The organism is Mycobacterium sp. UM_CSW, assembly GCF_000455205.1.
Lineage (GTDB): Bacteria > Actinomycetota > Actinomycetes > Mycobacteriales > Mycobacteriaceae > Mycobacterium.
This window is the reverse complement of sequence record NZ_AUWQ01000049.1, coordinates 1-15,040: the sequence shown is the minus strand read 5'-3', so window position 1 is coordinate 15,040 and position 15,040 is coordinate 1. Positions and strand designations below refer to the sequence as shown.

General features: G+C 68.9%; 17 protein-coding genes. 8 read left to right on the top strand and 9 right to left on the bottom strand.

Going from position 1 to position 15,040, the window contains the following annotated elements; translation table 11 throughout:
* The first annotated feature begins 20 nt into the window (after positions 1–20).
* Entirely contained in the window at positions 21–1,055 is a 1,035-nt protein-coding gene (gene fbaA, locus N415_RS17995) for a class II fructose-bisphosphate aldolase (protein WP_068184843.1), read from the top strand.
* Positions 1,056–1,130: 75 nt separating this feature from the next.
* Here fbaA and N415_RS17990 read toward each other — a convergent pair whose 3' ends face one another.
* Positions 1,131–1,907 (bottom strand): hypothetical protein, encoded by a 777-nt coding sequence (locus tag N415_RS17990; RefSeq protein WP_068184821.1) that lies wholly within the window; start codon positions 1,905–1,907, stop codon positions 1,131–1,133.
* Positions 1,908–1,954: 47 nt separating this feature from the next.
* On the opposite strand from N415_RS17990, the gene N415_RS17985 reads away from it, so the two are divergent.
* Complete coding sequence (locus N415_RS17985; RefSeq protein ID WP_068184818.1) at positions 1,955–2,368, top strand: DUF3151 domain-containing protein; 414 nt, start codon at positions 1,955–1,957, stop codon at positions 2,366–2,368.
* Here N415_RS17985 and N415_RS17980 read toward each other — a convergent pair.
* The 3 genes from N415_RS17980 to N415_RS17970 are packed head-to-tail and all read right to left on the bottom strand — an operon-like array spanning position 2,365 to position 4,472.
* Positions 2,365–3,264 (bottom strand): cation diffusion facilitator family transporter, encoded by a 900-nt coding sequence (locus N415_RS17980; protein WP_068184815.1) that lies wholly within the window; start codon positions 3,262–3,264, stop codon positions 2,365–2,367. The genes N415_RS17985 and N415_RS17980 overlap by 4 nt on opposite strands.
* Before the next feature lie 40 nt (positions 3,265–3,304).
* Positions 3,305–4,081: a site-2 protease family protein gene (locus N415_RS17975; RefSeq protein ID WP_068184812.1), complete on the bottom strand. Its 777-nt coding sequence runs from the start codon at positions 4,079–4,081 to the stop codon at positions 3,305–3,307.
* A gap of 10 nt (positions 4,082–4,091) precedes the next feature.
* Positions 4,092–4,472 carry a DoxX family protein gene (locus N415_RS17970; RefSeq protein ID WP_068184809.1) on the bottom strand — a complete coding sequence of 127 codons (381 nt, stop codon included), beginning with the start codon at positions 4,470–4,472 and terminating at the stop codon, positions 4,092–4,094.
* 106 nt (positions 4,473–4,578) lie between these two features.
* Between N415_RS17970 and N415_RS17965 the strand changes: the two genes are divergently transcribed.
* The gene (locus N415_RS17965) at positions 4,579–5,655 is read left to right on the top strand and encodes a pentapeptide repeat-containing protein (protein WP_081665338.1); all 1,077 of its coding nucleotides are present in this window, start codon (positions 4,579–4,581) and stop codon (positions 5,653–5,655) included.
* On the opposite strand, the gene N415_RS17960 is transcribed toward N415_RS17965, so the two are convergent.
* Positions 5,652–6,269 (bottom strand): peptidase M50, encoded by a 618-nt coding sequence (locus N415_RS17960; RefSeq protein WP_068184803.1) that lies wholly within the window; start codon positions 6,267–6,269, stop codon positions 5,652–5,654. The genes N415_RS17965 and N415_RS17960 overlap by 4 nt on opposite strands.
* A 101-nt stretch (positions 6,270–6,370) precedes the next feature.
* Between N415_RS17960 and N415_RS17955 the strand changes: the two genes are divergently transcribed.
* From N415_RS17955 to N415_RS17935, 5 genes are all read left to right on the top strand, one after another.
* The gene (locus tag N415_RS17955; RefSeq protein WP_068184799.1) at positions 6,371–7,669 is read left to right on the top strand and encodes an adenylosuccinate synthase; all 1,299 of its coding nucleotides are present in this window, start codon (positions 6,371–6,373) and stop codon (positions 7,667–7,669) included.
* A complete protein-coding gene (locus tag N415_RS17950; protein WP_068184796.1) occupies positions 7,666–8,304 on the top strand; it encodes a PaaI family thioesterase in 639 nt (212 codons plus the stop codon). The genes N415_RS17955 and N415_RS17950 overlap by 4 nt, the downstream gene beginning before the upstream one ends.
* A 136-nt stretch (positions 8,305–8,440) precedes the next feature.
* Positions 8,441–9,622: a formate-dependent phosphoribosylglycinamide formyltransferase gene (purT, locus tag N415_RS17945; protein WP_239645617.1), complete on the top strand. Its 1,182-nt coding sequence runs from the start codon at positions 8,441–8,443 to the stop codon at positions 9,620–9,622.
* Entirely contained in the window at positions 9,619–10,035 is a 417-nt protein-coding gene (locus N415_RS17940) for a rhodanese-like domain-containing protein (protein ID WP_068184789.1), read from the top strand. The genes purT and N415_RS17940 overlap by 4 nt, the downstream gene beginning before the upstream one ends.
* On the top strand, positions 10,032–11,252 hold the full coding sequence (locus N415_RS17935) for an O-succinylhomoserine sulfhydrylase (protein ID WP_068184786.1): 1,221 nt from the start codon (positions 10,032–10,034) through the stop codon (positions 11,250–11,252). The genes N415_RS17940 and N415_RS17935 overlap by 4 nt, the downstream gene beginning before the upstream one ends.
* On the opposite strand, the gene N415_RS17930 is transcribed toward N415_RS17935, so the two are convergent.
* From N415_RS17930 to N415_RS17915, 4 genes are read right to left on the bottom strand one after another with little or no spacing between them, the layout of a single operon-like run.
* Positions 11,249–12,640 (bottom strand): NAD(P)/FAD-dependent oxidoreductase, encoded by a 1,392-nt coding sequence (locus N415_RS17930; protein ID WP_068184784.1) that lies wholly within the window; start codon positions 12,638–12,640, stop codon positions 11,249–11,251. The genes N415_RS17935 and N415_RS17930 overlap by 4 nt on opposite strands.
* A 42-nt stretch (positions 12,641–12,682) precedes the next feature.
* Complete coding sequence (locus N415_RS17925; RefSeq protein WP_152531457.1) at positions 12,683–13,168, bottom strand: hypothetical protein; 486 nt, start codon at positions 13,166–13,168, stop codon at positions 12,683–12,685.
* A 16-nt stretch (positions 13,169–13,184) separates the two neighbouring features.
* Positions 13,185–13,799 (bottom strand): hypothetical protein, encoded by a 615-nt coding sequence (locus tag N415_RS17920; RefSeq protein WP_068184778.1) that lies wholly within the window; start codon positions 13,797–13,799, stop codon positions 13,185–13,187.
* Positions 13,800–13,812: 13 nt separating this feature from the next.
* The gene (locus tag N415_RS17915; protein WP_068184775.1) at positions 13,813–14,997 is read right to left on the bottom strand and encodes an acyl-CoA dehydrogenase; all 1,185 of its coding nucleotides are present in this window, start codon (positions 14,995–14,997) and stop codon (positions 13,813–13,815) included.
* Positions 14,998–15,040 lie beyond the last annotated feature (43 nt).

Genomic DNA, 15,040 nt, shown 5'->3' with positions numbered 1-15,040 from the left:
CCAGCCGCCAGGAGGAGCCCATGCCCATCGCCACGCCCGAGGTGTACGCCGAGATGCTCGGACGCGCCAAGGAGAACGAGTACGCCTTCCCGGCCATCAACTGCACCTCGTCGGAGACCGTCAACGCCGCGATCAAGGGCTTCGCGGACGCCGGCAGCGACGGCATCATCCAGTTCTCAACCGGCGGTGCGGAGTTCGCCTCCGGCCTTGGGGTCAAGGACATGGTGGCCGGCGCCGTCGCGCTGGCCGAATTCACCCGCAGCATCGCGGCCAGATACCCGATCAACGTCGCGCTGCACACCGACCACTGCCCCAAGGACAAGCTGGACAGCTACGTGCGGCCGCTGCTGGCGATCTCGGCCGAGCGGGTGGCCGCCGGCCAGGACCCGCTGTTCCAGTCCCACATGTGGGACGGGTCGGCGGTGCCGGTCGAGGAAAACCTCGCCATCGCGCAGGAACTGCTCAAGGAGGCCGCGGCCGCCAAGATCATCCTCGAGGTGGAGATCGGCGTGGTGGGCGGCGAGGAGGACGGCGTCGCCCACGAGATCAACGACAAGCTCTACTCCACCCCGGAGGATTTCGAGCGGACGGTCGATGCGCTGGGCCACGGCGAGCACGGCAAGTACCTGCTGGCCGCGACGTTCGGCAACGTGCACGGCGTCTACAAGCCCGGCAACGTCAAGCTGCGCCCCGACGTGCTGGCGCTGGGCCAGCAGGTCGCGGCGGCGAAACTGGGCCTGCCCGCCGACGCCAAGCCGTTCGACTTCGTGTTCCACGGCGGTTCGGGTTCGCTGAAGTCGGAGATCGAGGAGGCGCTGCGCTACGGCGTGGTGAAGATGAACGTCGACACCGACACCCAGTACGCGTTCACCCGCCCGATCGCCGGCCACATGTTCGTCAACTACGACGGCGTACTCAAGGTCGACGGCGAGGTGGGCGTCAAGAAGGCCTACGACCCGCGCAGCTACCTCAAGAAGGCCGAGGCCGGCATGAGCGAGCGCGTCGTGGAGGCCTGCAACGACCTGCACTGCGCCGGGAAGTCGCTGAGCTCCTGACTCTGCCGAGCAGACGCAGAATCGCACGTTCCCGCGGGAAAATATGCGATTGTGCGTCTGCTCGCGCAACCGTAATTAGCCGCTGGGGGACTGGCAGATCTTCCACTGATCGTCGCGGTACTGCAGGTCGAGGCTGCGGGTCGAACGCAGCGACGGGTCGTACGCCATGAACGTGGTGATGTTCGCCTCGGCGTGCTGGCCGTTGACGACGACCTGGTCGATGCTGGCGATCACCGGGTACTGCTTGGCCGCCGACACCCGCTGATAGGTCTCCTGCCACGCGTGTTCGTCGTAGTCCACGTATCCGTCGCGGACGGTCCCGCACGTGACTGTGCGCAACGCGGTCAGGTCGCCCCGCTGCACCGCGATGTCGTACTGCTGGATGGTGTGCCGAACCTGGTCTTCCTCAGACACTTTCGAGTGTTTGCCGCGGGTCAGCAGTACGGTGCCCAGGATCGCGATCGCGGCCAGCGCCAGCACGACCACCACCAGCGCCAGCACCCAGCCCCAGTTGAACTGCCGGGTGGTGCGCAGCTTCGCCCCCAGTCGCGGCGGAATCGCTTGCGGCACAGCGGCTTTCGGGGGAACACCCAGCTGTGTCGTTGCGGCTTCGCCGGGCGGCGGCGACGCGATGACCTCCGTGGCGGGCTCCGCGGACGACGTCGCGATGACCTGGGTCTCCTTCGCGTCGAAGCCAGGGGCCGTGAAACGACGCTCGCGCTGCTGGCCTTCGGCGGCCTCGGCATCGCTGTCCTGATCGCCCTTGTTGATCACCACGGTCTCGGTCTCGGGGTCGACGGGAACCAGCGGCTGGTCCTCGGCTGCCCCTTCGGGTTCGGGTGGATTGGGCATAGAGGGAGCTTAGCGACCCGCCGCGGGGGAACGGCAAAATAGACGCCATGACGTCGATGGGAGATCTTCTCGGACCCGATCCGATTCTGCTGCCGGGCGATAGCGACGCCGAGGCGGAGCTGCTGGCCAACGAGAACCCGACCGCCGTCGCCGCCGCGCACCCGTCGGCGTCGGTGGCCTGGGCCGCGCTCGCGGAGGAGGCCCTCGCGGAGGACAAGGCCGTCACCGCCTACGCCTACGCGCGCACCGGCTACCACCGCGGCCTGGACCAGCTCCGGCGAAACGGCTGGAAGGGCTTCGGCCCGGTGCCGTACGCGCACGAGCCCAACCGCGGCTTCCTGCGTTGCGTGGCGGCGCTGGCCAAGGCCGCCGACGCCATCGGCGAGACCGAGGAGAACCTGCGCTGCCTGGATCTGCTCGACGACTGCGACCCCGCGGCGCGCCAAGCGCTCGGCCTCTAGAAGCCTTCCTCGCAGTCGCCGTGCCGGTCCGGCGGCTCGATCTGCACGGTGGCGTGGTCCAGCCCGCGCGCGGACAGCACCGCGCGCGCGTCCTGCAGCACCCGCGCGGAGTCGCCGTCGCTGGTGAGGTGCGCGGTGCACATGTCCTTGCCGGGCGACAGCGTCCACACGTGTAGGTCGTGCACGTCGGTGACGCCGTCGACGGCACCGAGCGCGCCGCGCAGCTCCTCGACGTCGATGTGGGCCGGCGAGGCCTCGGACAGGATCCGCAGTGCGTCGCGGGCCAGCGAGACGGCCCGGGGCGCCACCCACAGCCCGACCAGCACCGCGACCACGACGTCGGCGTACGGCCAACGTGTCGTCACGGTGACGATGCCGGCGATCAGCACGCCCAGGCTGCCGACGCTGTCGGCGACCACCTCCATGTAGGCGCCCTTGACGGCCAGGCTGCTCTCCGAGTGCGCCCGCAGCAGCAGCGCGACGACCAGGTTGGCCAGCAGGCCGAGCAGGGCGACGACGATCATCGGCACGCCCGGGACCGACGGGGTTTCCTTGAGCCGCTGGATCGCCTCCCACAGGATGAACAGGGCCACCCCGATCAGCAGCCCGGCGTTGGCGACGGCGGTGAACACCTCGGCGCGATGCCAGCCGTAGGTGCGCGCGGGCGACGAGCTGCCGCGCTTGGCCAGCATGACGGCGGCCAGGCCCATGAACACCGCGACGACGTCGGTGAGCATGTGCCCGGCGTCGGCCAGCAGCGCGATCGAGTTGATCAGCAGCGAGGTCGTGAGCTCCACGACGAAGAACACCGCGAGGATCGCCGCGGCGGCGATCATGCGGGGGATCATCCGCGACGAGTCACCCTCGGCGGGGGTGTGGTTGTGGCCGGCGCCCATAGCCAGCAATATATGCGTAATCGCGCATATATTGCAAGGGTCAGAGCCAGGCGCTCCAGAATCGGGTCAGCGAGTTGCCCGCGGCGACCAGCCAATGCGGGATGCCGGAGAAATCGAACAGCCAAAGCACCACCCCGAAGAACCACTGGCTGCCCGCCAACAGCAGTAACAGCAGGATGAAAAAGCCCCACTGCTTGGCCGGGGCCAGCGCGCGCTGCGTCTCGGGGCTCAGGTGCGGCTCGAGGGCGTCGTACCCGTCCAGGCCCGGGATCGGCAGCAGGTTCAGCAACACCGCGGTGAGCTGGAGGAAGCCCAGGAAGGCCACGCCCGCCCACAGCACCCCGTGGTTCGGGTCGTACAGCAACCGCGTCGCCACCAGCAGCAGCACCGCCAGCACGAGGTTGGCCGCCGGCCCCGCCAGGCTGACGATAGTCCGGCGGGCGGGCGTCATGAACCACGTCCGCACGTACACCGCCGCGCCGGGCAGGCCGATCCCGCCCAGCGCGACGACCACGATCGGTAGCAGCAGCGAGAGCGCTGGGTGGCTGTAGCGCCGCGGGTCCAGGGTCAGATACCCGCGCACCGCGACGTCGTGGTCGCCAAATCGCCAGGCCGTCACCGCGTGCCCGAATTCGTGCAGGCACAGCGACACCAGCCAGCCGGCGATCACGAAGACGAAAACCCCGGCGTAGGACAGCGGCCGCACGCTGGACCCGGCCAGCCAGGCCAGCACGCCGCCGGCCGCCGTCAACGCGACCAGGGCAAGGAAGAGCGGGCTGGGCCGCACCGATTCGTGTTGCCGGGCGGGAAAGCTCACCCGCTCGAAATTACCTTGGTATTCGCGTCGGTTGCGGCCGCAGCGCCCAGGAGGCGACGGTCAGGCCCACCAGTATCAGCGGACCGACCAGCGTTGCGGCGCCATCGCCGACCCAGAGATGTGACGCCGTCGCCCCGGCGTAGATAAACATCAGGCCCGCGTACGCCCACTCCTTGACCAGCGCCAGGCGCGGTGCCAGAAGCACCACCCCGGCCGATACGTAGCAGACGCCGAGGATGGTCATGAAGTACAGCGGATACCCCAGGTGCGTCACGACGCCCTTGAACGGCTGCATGCGCAACGCGCCCATCACCCCGCCGACGAAACATTCGGCGGCGAGGACGGTGGTCGCCGTCCAGTAGATCCAGTTGCGGCGGGTGGAAGGTGTCATCGCAAAGCCTCCTCACCACGTCGACACCCCGCGGGCCAAAAGTGTGACCGGTTGGCGTACTCGACTACTCATGCGTGAAGCGAGGTCGTGAGCGACGCTCAACCTCATGACAACAGGTAGCCACGGCGCAACGCCGCATTCAGCCGGACGAGTTGGTTCCGCTACCCGCGCAGCGGTAAACCGCGAACGCCTCATGCACGCCTTGGCGACGGGTTTCTATTGGCCGGGCTGGAAAACCGTCGGGGCTGTCGCCACGTCTGTGGTGGCGATCGGCACGGCCGTCGTTGCCATTGGAACCTTCCAGGTTTCGAAGCAGACCCTGCACCTCTCGGAGCAGACGCTGCAAGCCAATACCCGTCAACAGGCGAGCGACCGCTTTGGCAAGGCAATCGAGCACTTGGGATCCGACAACATCGACGTGCGCCTGGGCGGGATTTTCGCGTTGGACAAGCTTGCGCGGGACACGCCGACAGAACATGCGAACGTCTATAACGTCCTCACATCCTTTGTCCGCGGTCACGCCGTGGTCGGCAAGGACACCTGCGCCGATTCGACTCCTCCTGGCGTGGCTCCGACGCCCCCGGCCCCCAGCTCCCCGGTGGCCCTGACCTCCCCGGCCCCGAGCCCCCTGGCGGCGCGGACCGCCCCGGCCCCGACCGCCGCGGCTTCGGCTGACCCGGCTTCGACCGGCCCACGTCCGAAAGAGGACATCCAAACGGTGATCTACCTCGTGGGTCAGCGCGACCGTCAGTACGACGCCGGCAACGTATCGGCCGATTTTTCACATGCTTGCCTGAGGGGCGCGAGCTTTCTCAACGAACAAGTGGCGGATTACTCCGACGCAAACCTGAACTCGTCGGATTTACGGAGCGCGAATTTGGGCCTGTCAAAACTCGAGAACGCGTATTTGATGGGCGCAACGCTCGATGACGCGCTCATCGTCGGCGCGAAACTCCATGGCGCGCGCCTGACTTACGCGCACATGTGGCGCGCTGGGCTCAGCAAAGCGGACCTGCGCGGGGCGCATCTGGCGAAGGCCGACCTCACCAGCGCAAACCTGTGCAGCGCCGACCTCACGGGCGCCGACCTCGATGGCGCGAACCTCGCCGATATCGTGTACGACGATAAAACGGTCTGGCCCAGCGGTTTTCAACCCCCATTCAGCCGGCCAACCCTCTGCTAGGTGACCAGCAGCCACCCTTCGACATTGCGGTAGAACGTCGAGCGGCGCGCTGCCCGCGGAGCGGCGACCCCGTCGCGCACGACGGTGACGCCGGTGCTGCCCAGCTGGGCGGCACGGCCGGACACCCAGCGGCCCCTGCGTGCCGAGGCCCGCAGGCCGGGCATGGCCAGCGTCGGCTCGATCCGCACGGCGGCGACGTCGCCGTCGAACAGAGTGGTGTCGTCGACGACGGCCTCGCCGTGCAGCACCCGCGCGCCGTCGGGCGGCAGCCAGCGCCCGCGGCCCACGATCACCGATCCGGTCTCGTCACGGATCAGCGTCACCCGCCGGGCGGAGCCGCGCCGGGCGCGCCGCGCCGCGCGCCGCCCGGCCGGTATTCGGTACGCCCGGGTGGCGGGCGTGCGCCGGTCCGGCACGTAGGCCAGCTCGACGTCGAGCCGCTCGGCGCGCAGCAACCGGGTCAGCACCGCGGCCAGGTCGGAGTCGGCGCCGACAACCACCAGCCGCCGGTATTGCTCGATCGCGGCGTCGACATCGCCCATATGGACCGGCAGGCCGGTCAGCGCACGCGGCACCCGCCGGTCACCGAAGGCCAACACCCCCGCTGTTTCCATGCTCGGTCGCAACCTCCTGGGACAGGGCTGGGATAGGGTGTGTCACCGGCTGGACCACAATAAGCAGGGTTTGAACACGTGGGATTAGGCGGGAGCAAGTCATGCCGGCAATCGTCCTCATCGGCGCCCAATGGGGCGACGAGGGCAAAGGTAAGGCCACTGACCTGCTCGGCGGCCGCGTGCAGTGGGTGGTGCGCTATCAGGGTGGCAACAACGCCGGGCACACCGTCGTCCTGCCCACCGGCGAGCACTTCGCCCTGCACCTGATCCCGTCCGGGGTGCTCACGCCCGGGGTCACCAACGTCATCGGCAACGGCGTGGTGGTCGACCCCGGTGTGCTGCTCGACGAGCTGAAAGGCCTCGAGGACCGCGGCGTCGACACCTCCAGGCTGCTGATCTCGGCCGACGCCCACCTGCTGCTGCCCTACCACGTCGCCATCGACAAGGTCACCGAGCGCTACATGGGCAACAAGAAGATCGGCACCACCGGCCGCGGCATCGGCCCGTGCTACCAGGACAAGATCGCCCGCCAGGGCATCCGGGTCGCCGACGTGCTCGACCCCGATCAGCTGACCCACAAGGTCGAGGCCGCCCTCGAGCTCAAGAACCAGATCCTGGTCAAGATCTACAACCGCAAGGCGCTCGACCCGCACCAGGTGGTGGACGCCCTGCTGGCGCAGGCCGAGGGTTTCCGACACCGCATCGCCGACACCCGGCGGCTGCTCAACACCGCGCTGGAGGAGGGTGAAACGGTCCTGCTGGAGGGCTCGCAGGGCACGCTGCTCGACGTCGACCACGGCACCTACCCCTACGTCACGTCGTCGAATCCGACCGCGGGCGGCGCGGCCGTCGGCTCCGGGATCGGGCCGACCCGGATCACCGCCGTGCTGGGGATCCTCAAGGCCTACACCACCCGCGTCGGCTCCGGCCCGTTCCCCACCGAGCTGTTCGACGAGAAGGGCGAATACCTGTCCAAGACCGGAGGGGAATTCGGTGTCACCACGGGGCGGCGCCGGCGCTGCGGCTGGTTCGACGCCGTGATCGCCCGCTACGCCACCCGTGTCAACGGCATCACCGACTTCTTCCTGACCAAGCTCGACGTGCTGTCCAGCCTGGAGACGGTGCCGGTCTGCGTCGGCTACCGGATCGACGGGGCGAGCATCAACGACATGCCGATGACCCAGAGCGACCTCGCCCGCGCCGAACCGATCTACGAGGAGCTGCCCGGCTGGTGGGAGGACATCTCGGACGCGCGGGAGTTCGACGACCTGCCGGCCAAGGCGCGCGATTACGTGTTGCGGCTGGAAGAGCTTGCGGGAGCACATGTTTCGTGCATCGGCGTCGGTCCCGGGCGCGAGCAGACCATCGTGCGCCGCGACGTCCTGGCGGCCCGCCCGTGACGGAACCCGACCCCAAAGAACTCGACCCGGAATACGAACACCACGGCGGTTTCCCCGAATACGGCCCGGCCAGCCCGGGCCCCGGATTCGGCCGGTTCGTCGCGGCCATGCGCCAACTCCAGGACCTCGCGGTGTCGGCCGACCCCGGTGACGACGTCTGGGACGACGCCGCCAACCGCGCCGCCGCGCTGGTCGAGGTGCTGGGCACCTTCCAGGCCGAGGAGGGCAAGGCGCCGGCCGGGCGCACGCCCGACCTGCCCGGCATGGGCAGCCTGCTGCTGCCGCCCTGGACGTTGACCCGGTATGCGCCCGACGGCGTCGAAATGACCGGGTACTTCAGCCGATTTCACGTCGGCGGCAACCACGCCGTGCACGGCGGCGTGCTGCCGCTGCTGTTCGACCACATGTTCGGGATGATCTCGCACGCCGCCGGGCGCCCGATCAGCCGCACCGCCTTCCTGCACGTCGACTACCGCAAGGTCACGCCGATCGACACGCCGTTGCTGGTGCGCGGGCGCGTCACCAGCACCGAGGGCCGCAAGGCGTTCGTCGCCGCGGAGCTGGTCGACGGCGACGACGCCGTGCTGGCCGAGGCCAACGGCCTGATGGTGCGGCTGCTTCCCGGCCAGCCCTAGCCCGGTGACGATGCGGCGCGGCACGCGCCGCTGAGGAGGCGGGCAGTCAGCCCTAGGGTTTGCCGAACCGACCTATCCTTGAGCGGTGACTGACGGCTTGACCCAAGGACAGGACGACAAGACGACCGCGCTCGCCGTGTCGCCCCACGCTGCCCCCCAACCGCCCGAAGACCGCAGGCCGACGGTCCTGCTGCTCGGCTCTGGCGAGCTGAGCAGGGAGCTGGCGGTCGCGCTGCGCCACCTGGGCGCGCGGGTGGTCGCGGCGGACGGGCAGCCAAATGCGCCCGCGCACGGCGTGGCCGACCAGTCGCTGACGCTTCCGCTCACCGACGGCGGCGAGCTCGCCAGGGCAATCCAACAGCTCCACCCGGATTTCGTGGTGACCGCGGCGGACGCGGTCGCCGCCCAAGCTCTCGAGGCGCTGCCCGCGGAGCGCACCCAGCTGGTGCCCAACGCCCGCACCGTCCGGCTCACCTCCGACCGCGAGGCCCTTCGCCGGATGGCCGCCGACGAGCTCGGGCTGCCGACCGCGCCGTTCTGGTTCGCCGGCTCGGTGGGCGAACTGCAGGCGGTGGCCGCCCACGCCGGCTACCCGCTGCTGGTGAAGCCGGTGTCGGGGCGGGGGCACTCGGTGGTCTCCGGGCCCGACGACATCGAACCGGCCTGGCAGCGCGCGCAGGGGAGTCCGACCGGGCGGGTGCTGGCCGAGACGGTGGTTGAGGTCGACTTCGACGTCACCCTGCTCGTCGTGCGCAGCGAGGGCCCGAACGGTCCGCTGATCGAGTTCTGCTCACCCATCGGCCACCGCGACGTCGACGGCGCCGTGCTGGAATCCTGGCAGCCCCAGCAGATGAACGAGGCCGCGGTGGACGCGGCCAAGTCGATCGCCGCGCGAATCGTCAAGGCACTCGGCGGGCGCGGCGTCTTCGGCGTCGACTTGATGATCAAGGGCGACGAGGTGTACTTCGCCGACGTCAGCGCGAGCCCGCACCCTAGCGTCTGGGTGACCCTGCGCAGCCAGCGGCTTTCGGCGTTCGAACTGCAGGCCCGGACAATTCTGGGACTGCCGGTGGACACCATGATGATGTCGCCGGCCGCCGCCCACGCGATCAATCCCGGCCCCGACGGCGGGCCGTCGGCCACCGACGCGCTGACCCGCGCGCTGCGGGTGCCGGAAAGCGATCTGCGCATCTTCGCGCGGGGCGCCGGGCCCGCCGGACGGGGCGTGGCGCTGGCCACCGCGCCGGACGTGGCGGCCGCCCGCGACCGTGCCCGCGAGGCAGCGAACGCCCTGAATATGCGAGACTCACGCGGATGAGTTACGCAGGAGACATCACGCCCCTCGAGGCGTGGAAGCTACTGAGCGACAACCCCAACGCGGTGCTGGTCGACGTGCGCACCGACGCCGAATGGCGGTTCGTCGGCGTGCCAGACCTGTCCAGCCTGGGGCGCGACGTGGTGTACATCGAGTGGGTCACCGCCAACGGCGTCCCCAACGCGAACTTCGCCGACGAGCTGAAGAGCCACGTCCCGCCGGCCGACGAAGAGCGGCCCGTCATCTTCCTGTGTCGCTCGGGTAACCGCTCCATCGGAGCGGCCGAGGTGGCGACCCAGGTGGGCCTGACCCCCGCCTACAACGTGCTGGACGGTTTCGAGGGCCAGCTCGACGCCAGCGGGCATCGCGGTGGAAACGGTTGGCGCGCAGTCGGATTGCCCTGGAAGCAAGGATGACGGACGACCAATCGGTCCGCACGCCCAAGGCGCTGCCCGACGGCGTCAGTCAGGCCACCATCGGCGTGCGCGGCGGTCTGCTCCGATCCGGTTTCGAAGAGACCGCCGAGGCGATGTTCCTGACGTCCGGCTACGTCTACGAGTCGGCGGCCGTGGCCGAGCGGTCGTTCACCGGCGAGCTGGACCATTTCGTCTACTCCCGCTACGGCAACCCGACCGTCACGATGTTCGAGGAGAGGTTGCGCCTGATCGAGGGGGCGCCCGCGGCGTTCGCCACCGCGAGCGGCATGGCCGCGGTGTTCACCTCGCTGGGCGCGCTGCTGGCCGCCGGTGACCGGCTGGTCGCGGCGCGCAGCCTGTTCGGCTCGTGCTTCGTGGTGTGCAACGAGATCCTGCCGCGGTGGGGGGTCGAGACCGTCTTCGTCGACGGCGACGACCTCGCGCAGTGGGAGCGGGCGCTCTCGGTTCCCACCCAGGCGGTGTTCTTCGAGACCCCGTCGAACCCGATGCAGTCACTGGTCGACATCGCCGCGGTGACCGACCTCGCTCACGCTGCGGGCGCGAAAGTGGTGCTGGACAACGTCTTTGCCACCCCGCTGCTGCAGCAGGGTTTCCCGCTCGGGGTGGACGTGGTGGTGTACTCCGGTACCAAGCACATCGACGGGCAGGGCCGGGTGCTGGGCGGCGCCATCCTGGGCGACAAGGAGTACATCGACGGCCCGGTGCAGAAGCTGATGCGGCACACCGGCCCGGCGATGAGCGCGTTCAACGCCTGGGTGTTGCTGAAAGGCCTCGAGACCATGGCGGTTCGGGTCGAGCACAGCAACGCGTCCGCGCACCGCATCGCGGAGTTCCTCGAGACCCATCCCGCGGTGAGCTGGGTGCGCTACCCCTACCTGACGTCGCACCCGCAATACGACCTGGCCAAGCGCCAGATGACCGGCGGCGGGACGGTGATCACCTTCGCGCTCGACTGCGCCGAAAGTGCCGCCAAGCAGCGGGCTTTCGAGGTGCTGGACAAGCTGCGGCTGATCGACATCTCCAACAACCTTGGCGACGCGAAATCCCTGATCACGCACCCGGCGACCACGACGCACCGCGCCATGGGCCCGGAGGGTCGCGCCGCGATCGGGCTGGGCGACAACGTGGTTCGCATCTCCGTCGGGCTGGAGGGCACCGAGGACCTGATCGCCGATATCGATCAGGCCCTGAGCTAGCCGGCCTGCTTCTCGGCGGCCTCGATGCGTTCGGCCGCCGCCAGCGTCCCCTCCTGCGCCTGCTTCTCCACCCAGTCCACCACCGGTCGGGCGTACATCATCTGGCTGGTGATGGCCATCTGGCCGCGGGTGCGGCCCAGGAAGGAGATGCCCCAGGAAAACATGGCGGCAATGCGGTTGCGGAACCCGACCAGGTACAGCAGGTGCAACAGCAGCCACGCCAGCCAGGCGATGAAGCCGCCGAACTCCAGCTTGCCGACCCTGGCGACGGCGCTGTAGCGAGAGATCAGCGCCATGCTGCCCTTGTCGAAGTAGTTGAACGGCTTGCGGGTGGCCGGGTCGTCGTGCCCCTTCACGGCCTGCTTGATCAGCGCGGTGGCGTAGTGCGCCCCCTGAATCGCGCCCTGGGCCATGCCCGGTACGCCGGGCACCGACATCAGGTCGCCGACGACGAACACGTACGGGTGGCCCTTGACGGTGAGGTCGGGCTCGACGATCACCCGTCCGGCGCGGTCGGTTTCGGTGCCGTCGGACTGTTCGGCGATCATCTTGCCCAGCGGGCTGGCCTGCACGCCGGCCGCCCACACCTTGCACGCGCATTCGATGCGGCGCTCGCTGCCGTCGGAGTCCTTGACCGTGATGCCCATGTAGTCGACCGCGGTCACCATGGCGTTGAGCTGGACCTCGACGCCCATCTTCTCCAGCCGCCGCTGCGCCTTGAGGCCCAGCTTTTCACCCATGGGTGGCAGCACCGCGGGCGCCGCGTCGAGCAGGATGACCCGGCAATCGCTGGGCGTGATGGTCCGAAAGGCGCCGGCCAGCGTGCGCTCGGCGAGTTGGACGATCTCGCCGGCCAGCTCGACGCCCGTCGGCCCCGCCCCGACCACCACGAACGTCAGCCGGCGTTGCCGCTCGGCCGGGTCGGTGGCGACCTCGGCGGCCTCGAAGGCGCCGAGGATGCGGCTGCGTAGCTCCAGTGCGTCGTCGATCGACTTCATGCCGGGCGCGAACGCGGCGTAGTCGTCGTTGCCGAAATAGGACTGCTGCGCGCCGGCGGCCACGATGAGGCTGTCGTAGTGCGTCACGGTCTCCATCCCCATCAGGTGCGACGTGACCGTCTGCGCCTTGAGGTCGATCGCCTCGACCTCACCCCACAACACCCGGACGTTCTTCTGCTTGCGCAGGATCAACCTGGTAGTGGGCGCGATGTCGCCCTCGGACAGGATCCCGGTGGCCACCTGGTAGAGCAGCGGCTGGAAAAGGTGAGTGGTGGTCATCGAGATTAGGGTGACGTCCACTTGACTCCCTTTGGGGGCCCGCTTGAGCGACCGCGCCGCGTTCAGCCCCCCGAATCCGCTCCCGATGATGACGACGTGATGGCGCGACATGCCTACCCCTTCGTGTCGTGGTCCCCGCGGCCCGTCACCAGCCTATGTGGTCGGGGGGCCCGACCACGGCCAGCTACCAGTCTTGATCTTGCGCCGAGCAGACCACATCAGAACCGAGCCCGCACCGATCGCGAGGACGCCACCGGACATCCACAGATAGTTCGGCCTCGCTTCGCTCGCCGTATAGGCCACGTCGGTGCCGCCGCGACTGCGAAAAAGATGGACATCCACCTGCGATCCGACTCCATTACGTCGGTCGTAGTCTCCGACGATCAGGACCGTGTTTGACTTTGCGCCGACGCCCCACCTGCCGTAGCACCTTTCGTGGTCCCCGTGCAGCGAGGTGTGCGCCTCACAATGATCAATCGTCACCGTCGTAGGTGTGCCGAGCCGATAGGCAACGGCGTGCATTGCACCTAACTCGATACCGAAGGCCAGCCCAGCGAACACACAAATGCCGCCAAGCACCACGGTGACCCACGCCCCGATGCGCGCTGGCCTACCAGGACGTCCCTGGAACGCGTCCATCAGGAAATGGTCCCACCTAGAAAGGCCACGCCGCGGCGTTGGTCTTGTACTTCCCGTTGAGTTGGTTGCAGAAGTCGTCGTTGGTGCCGGCCAGGAAGATGTAATAGGCCTCCGCGTTGCTGCGGCGGCTGTCGAAGGAATTGGGCGTCGTCCAGCCGCTGTTGCACGCCGCGGTGTCCGAACCGGTGGTGGGCTTGCGCCAATTGGTCTTGGCGCAGGCGTTCAGGGCGTCGACGTTGGGGGTGGCGCTCTTCGCGGCGACGAGCATCGCGCCGCCCCACAGCCCGTCGTTGCGCCGGTAGGCGCGCGCCCCGAATCCCGCGTTGTTGGTCTGGCAGGCCAGCGCCCGCTTGAGCAGCCCGAAGGGGGCGGCAAGCTGCGGATTGCTGACCGCGGCCGAGGCCGTGATGAATTGGGCCGCGTCCGAGCCGTCGACCTCCTGGACATTCGGGTTGCCGAGGCCGGTCAGCTGCTGCGCGATCCCGGAGTTGTTGCCCCCGCCGATGATCGGTCCGCCGCCGCCGGTCGTCAGCGCGGGCAGCGTGACGGGATCGGCGGTTGCGACGGGAGCGGACAGCGCCAGTCCGCAGGCGGCGAACAGAACGCCGAACCGGTACAGGGCAGATCTCATAGCGGGACTCCTCTCAGCGGAACGCGTCGCTGCCGGTGAACGCCTGCCCGAGGACGAGCTGGTGCATCTCGGGTGTGCCCTCGTAGGTCAGCACCGATTCCAGGTTGACCATGTGCCGGATGACGGGGTACTCCAGCGATATCCCGTTGCCGCCCAATATGGTTCGGGCGGTGCGGCAGATCTTGATCGCCTCGCGGGTGTTGTTGAGCTTGCCGAAGCTGACCTGTTCGGGGCGCAGCCCGACGCCGTCCTTGAGGCGGCCGAGGTGCAGCGACAGTAGCTGTCCCTTGTGCAGTTCGACCGCCATGTCGACGAGTTTGGCCTGCGTCAGCTGGAATCCGGCGATCGGGCGCCCGAACTGGGTGCGCTGCGTGGCGTAGTCGAGCGCGGCCTGCCAGGCGGACCGCGCCGCGCCCATCGATCCCCAGATGATCCCGTAGCGCGCCTCCGACAGGCACGACAGCGGGCCGCGCAACCCCGTCGCCGCGGGCAGCAGCGCGTCGGCGGGCAGCCGCACGTCGTCGAGCACCAGCTCGCTGGTGATCGACGCGCGCAGCGACAGCTTGTGGTGGATGGTGTTGGCGGCGAAGCCCGGCGTCTTGGTCGGCACCACAAAACCGCGGATCCCCTCATCGGTGCCGGCCCACACGATCGCCACGTCGGCGACCGAGCCGTTGGTGATCCACAACTTTCGCCCGTTCAGCACCCAGTCCGAACCATCTTGGCGCGCACGGGTTTTCATCGCGGCCGGATCGCTTCCGACGTCGGGTTCGGTCAACCCGAAGCAGCCGAGCAGTTCACCGGCGGCCATGCCGGGCAGCCACTGCTGCTTCTGCTCCTCCGACCCGAACTTCCAGATCGCGAACATCGCCAACGACCCCTGCACCGAGACCATCGACCGGATACCCGAGTCGGCGGCCTCCAGCTCGGTGCAGGCCAGGCCGTAGTGCACGGCCGAAGCACCGCCGCAGCCGTAGCCGTGCAGATGCATGCCGAGCAGCCCGAGCTGGCCGAACTGCTTGGCCAGCTGGCGGACCGGAAGGTCGCCGATCTCGAACCACTCGGCGACATAGGGGAGGACGTGCTCGGCGCAGAACTTGCGCACCGTGTCGCGCACGGCGAGCTCGTCCTCGGACAGGGAGGCGTCCAGGCCCAGCGGGTCGTCCCGGTCGAACGCCGGAGGTGCGTCAGTGCTCATGGGACCCAGCCTGCCACCCGGTAGTCTCGCGTCAGTGTCAGGG

Coding starts and splice junctions, on each gene's coding strand:
- N415_RS17915 (WP_068184775.1), bottom strand. CDS start 14,997: ATGAGCACTGACGCACCTCCGGCGTTCGACCGGGACGACCCGCTGGGC.
- N415_RS17925 (WP_152531457.1), bottom strand. CDS start 13,168: ATGGACGCGTTCCAGGGACGTCCTGGTAGGCCAGCGCGCATCGGGGCG.
- N415_RS17980 (WP_068184815.1), bottom strand. CDS start 3,264: ATGGGCGCCGGCCACAACCACACCCCCGCCGAGGGTGACTCGTCGCGG.
- N415_RS17970 (WP_068184809.1), bottom strand. CDS start 4,472: ATGACACCTTCCACCCGCCGCAACTGGATCTACTGGACGGCGACCACC.
- N415_RS17955 (WP_068184799.1), top strand. CDS start 6,371: ATGCCGGCAATCGTCCTCATCGGCGCCCAATGGGGCGACGAGGGCAAA.
- N415_RS17940 (WP_068184789.1), top strand. CDS start 9,619: ATGAGTTACGCAGGAGACATCACGCCCCTCGAGGCGTGGAAGCTACTG.
- fbaA (WP_068184843.1), top strand. CDS start 21: ATGCCCATCGCCACGCCCGAGGTGTACGCCGAGATGCTCGGACGCGCC.
- N415_RS17920 (WP_068184778.1), bottom strand. CDS start 13,799: ATGAGATCTGCCCTGTACCGGTTCGGCGTTCTGTTCGCCGCCTGCGGA.
- N415_RS17930 (WP_068184784.1), bottom strand. CDS start 12,640: ATGTCGCGCCATCACGTCGTCATCATCGGGAGCGGATTCGGGGGGCTG.
- N415_RS17985 (WP_068184818.1), top strand. CDS start 1,955: ATGACGTCGATGGGAGATCTTCTCGGACCCGATCCGATTCTGCTGCCG.
- N415_RS17960 (WP_068184803.1), bottom strand. CDS start 6,269: ATGGAAACAGCGGGGGTGTTGGCCTTCGGTGACCGGCGGGTGCCGCGT.
- N415_RS17935 (WP_068184786.1), top strand. CDS start 10,032: ATGACGGACGACCAATCGGTCCGCACGCCCAAGGCGCTGCCCGACGGC.
- N415_RS17990 (WP_068184821.1), bottom strand. CDS start 1,907: ATGCCCAATCCACCCGAACCCGAAGGGGCAGCCGAGGACCAGCCGCTG.
- N415_RS17965 (WP_081665338.1), top strand. CDS start 4,579: ATGACAACAGGTAGCCACGGCGCAACGCCGCATTCAGCCGGACGAGTT.